This is a genomic window from Inquilinus sp. (assembly GCF_057815775.1).
The window spans coordinates 1-2,790 of sequence record NZ_JBYRFX010000699.1 but is presented as its reverse complement, the minus strand read 5'-3'; the positions used below and the strand labels follow the sequence as shown (position 1 = coordinate 2,790).

The 2,790-nt window shown below is 70.0% G+C and carries 6 protein-coding genes; all 6 read right to left on the bottom strand.

Annotation, left to right across the window (positions count from 1 at the left end):
* On the bottom strand, positions 1-124 hold a 124-nt coding region (locus AC3XYG_RS24260; RefSeq protein WP_489142437.1), incomplete at its 3' end, for a biotin carboxylase N-terminal domain-containing protein.
* Positions 124-573: an acetyl-CoA carboxylase biotin carboxyl carrier protein gene (gene accB, locus AC3XYG_RS24255; protein ID WP_489142436.1), complete on the bottom strand. Its 450-nt coding sequence runs from the start codon at positions 571-573 to the stop codon at positions 124-126. The genes accB and AC3XYG_RS24260, both read right to left, overlap by 1 nt.
* A gap of 7 nt (positions 574-580) precedes the next feature.
* Entirely contained in the window at positions 581-1,045 is a 465-nt protein-coding gene (gene aroQ / locus AC3XYG_RS24250; protein WP_489142435.1) for a type II 3-dehydroquinate dehydratase, read from the bottom strand.
* A gap of 96 nt (positions 1,046-1,141) precedes the next feature.
* Positions 1,142-1,633, bottom strand: coding sequence for a TPM domain-containing protein (locus AC3XYG_RS24245; protein WP_489142434.1), 492 nt, complete (start codon positions 1,631-1,633; stop codon positions 1,142-1,144).
* Between the two features lies 1 nt (position 1,634).
* Positions 1,635-2,570: a TPM domain-containing protein gene (locus tag AC3XYG_RS24240; protein ID WP_489142433.1), complete on the bottom strand. Its 936-nt coding sequence runs from the start codon at positions 2,568-2,570 to the stop codon at positions 1,635-1,637.
* On the bottom strand, positions 2,567-2,790 hold a 224-nt coding region (locus tag AC3XYG_RS24235; RefSeq protein WP_489142432.1), incomplete at its 5' end, for a TPM domain-containing protein. The genes AC3XYG_RS24235 and AC3XYG_RS24240, both read right to left, overlap by 4 nt.

The window sequence follows — 2,790 nt, the reverse complement described above, 5'->3', positions numbered from 1 at the left end:
CGGCCATGGCGTCGCTGTCGGCCGTGGAGTGCACGACCACGGTGCGGATGCCCATCTCGCGGCAGGCGCGATGGATGCGCAGCGCGATTTCGCCGCGATTGGCGATGAGGACCTTCTCGAACATCAGTCGATCACGACGAGGGGTTCGGCGAATTCGACCGGCTGCGAATCCTCGACCCGGATGGCGGTGATGGTGCCGGACCGCGGGCTGCGGATCGGGTTCATCACCTTCAACGCCTCGACGATCAGCAGCGTCGCGCCCTCGGCCACCTTGTCGCCGACCTTGACGAAGGCGGCGCTGCCCGGCTCCGGCGACAGGTAGACGGTGCCGACCATGGGCGAGGTCACCGCGTTCTTCGGCGGGCCGGCCGGCGCGGCGGGGGCTGCGGCCGGGGCTGCGGCAACCGGGGCAGCCCCTGCGGGCGCGGCATAGGTCGCGGCGATCGGCGCCGGCTGGCGGTTCAGCCGGATGCGGCGGTCGCCCTCGGAGAATTCGATCTCGGTCAGGCCGGTCTCGTCGAGGAGCTTGGCCAGACCGCGCACGAATTCAGGGTCGAAATTGAAGGTGCTCATGAATTGCTCACCGGTCGGTTTCAAGAAGCCGCGCCATGGCCTGCAGCGCCAGAAGGTAGCCATGCACGCCCAATCCGCACACCACCCCGGTCGCCGCCAGCGACACGTAGGAATGATGCCGGAACTGATCGCGGCGGAAGATGTTGGACAGATGCACTTCGATCACCGGCAGCTCGGCCGCCTGAAGCGCGTCGAGGATGGCGATCGAGGTGTGGCTGTAGGCGCCGGCGTTGACGACGATGCCGTCATGCGCGGTGCGGGCCTCCTGAATCCAGGTGACCAGCTCGCCCTCGTGGTTCGATTGCCGGAAGTCGATCTCCAGCTCGAGCTGTTCGGCCTCGTCCGCGCAAGCCTGCTCGATATCGGCCAGCGTGTCGCGGCCGTAGATCTCTGGCTGGCGGACCCCCAACATGTTGAGGTTGGGGCCGTTGAGGATGAGGACCGTCGGCCGGTCCGACTGGATCGCCGTCACGCGTCGCTGCTCCCGGAATCAATAGGCGGGGCGTATCATAGGCGATGCGGCTTTCACAAGCGCTGTCGCATATTCGGCCACCCCTTTACGGGCCCTTCACAGGACAACCGGCCTGTCCGGCAGCTCGTCGGGATTGGCCTCGCCGGCCGCCGCCGGCCAGGCTCGCCACAGCTCCGCATCGATCGCGGCCAGCGCCTCCAGCACGCCCTGCTCGTACTGCCCGGCCTGGAGCTGGTCCCGCAGCGTGGCGCAGATGCCGGCCCAGACCGCATCGTCGATCCGGGCGGTGACGCCGCGGTCGGCCACGATCTCGATGCGCTGTTCCGCCAGCAGCAGATACAGCAGCACGCCGGTCGCCTGTGCCGTGTCCCAGACCCTGAGACGGCCGAACACCTCCAGCGCCCGTGTGCGGCTGTCGCGGATATGCGGCGGGGCCGAGGCCTCGACCGCCACCACGATCTCGCCGTGATGGTGGCCCTCGGCGGTGCGGATCGCTTCGTGCAGCCGGGTCATGACAGCGGGGCCGAAATGACGCCGCAGCATCCGCCGGCCGTGCCAGTGAGCGATGGGGCGGAGATGTCTCAGCATCCTACCAGCTCCCTGATGCACCGCCGCCTCCGCTCGATCCACCGCCGCCGCTGAAACCGCCGCCGCCCGAGCCGCCGCTGCTTCCGCCGCTGCCACCACCAAAGCCGCCGCCGAATCCACCCCCGAACCCGCCGGATCCGCGGCGGGAGCTGAAGCTGCCGCCGCCCATCCCGCCCAGGCTGCTGCCGAAGCCGCCGAGGATGAGGGCGCCGAAGCCGCAGAACAGCCCGAGGAAGGCGATGCCGGACACCATCCAGCCGATGGCGCCGGCCACCAGCGCGCTGCCCACCGGCGGCAGCGGCGTCGGCAGGCCGATCCCGCGCAGGACGAAGCGCACCACGATGCCGGCGATGATCGCCATGATGAAGATCTGCGGAAAGTCCGTCGGCGACCCGCGGTCGGACGAGTTGCTCTCCGGCGGCGGTGGCGGCAGGGCCTCGCCGTTGATCAGCCCGATCAGGCTGTCGACCGCGGTGCCCAGGCCGCCGGCATAGTCGCCCTGGCGGAAGGCCGGGACGATCTGTTCGCGGATGATGCGGCCGGCAGTGATATCAGGGATCGCGCCCTCCAGGCCGCGGCCGGGCTCGATCCGCACGGTGTGGTCGGTCTTGGCGACCAGCAGCAGCACGCCGTCGTCGACGCCCTTGCGGCCCAGCCGCCATTGGTCGAACACGCGGGTGGTGAATTGCTCGATGCTGTCGGCGCCGGTGGTCGGCACGATCAGGATGGCGATCTGCGATCCCTTGCGCCGCGCCACCTCGGCCAGCTTGTCGGTCAGCGCCTGGACCTGCCCCGGCGACAGCGTGCCGGTCAGGTCGGTGACCTGCTGGCTGAGCTGCGGCACCGCGACCGGCTGCTGTGCCCAGCCCGGCAGGGCGAAGGTCAGCAGCAGAACCAGGGCGGCGAACAGGCGATTGATGCGCAGGGCCATGGTCATGCCGCCTCCGCCAGGGCAGGGGACATGGGGGTGGCCTGCGACGCCTTGTCCGGCACCGGCAGGCCGTCCTTCGCGATCAGGGGGACGATCGCGGCGATGGCGTTGGTGAGGCCGCGGGCGAAGTCGCCGGCGCGGAATGCCGGCACCATGCCGTCCTGGATGATCCGCGCGGCGGTGGCGTCCGGGATCGCAGTTTCGAGGCCGGTGCCGACCTCGATCC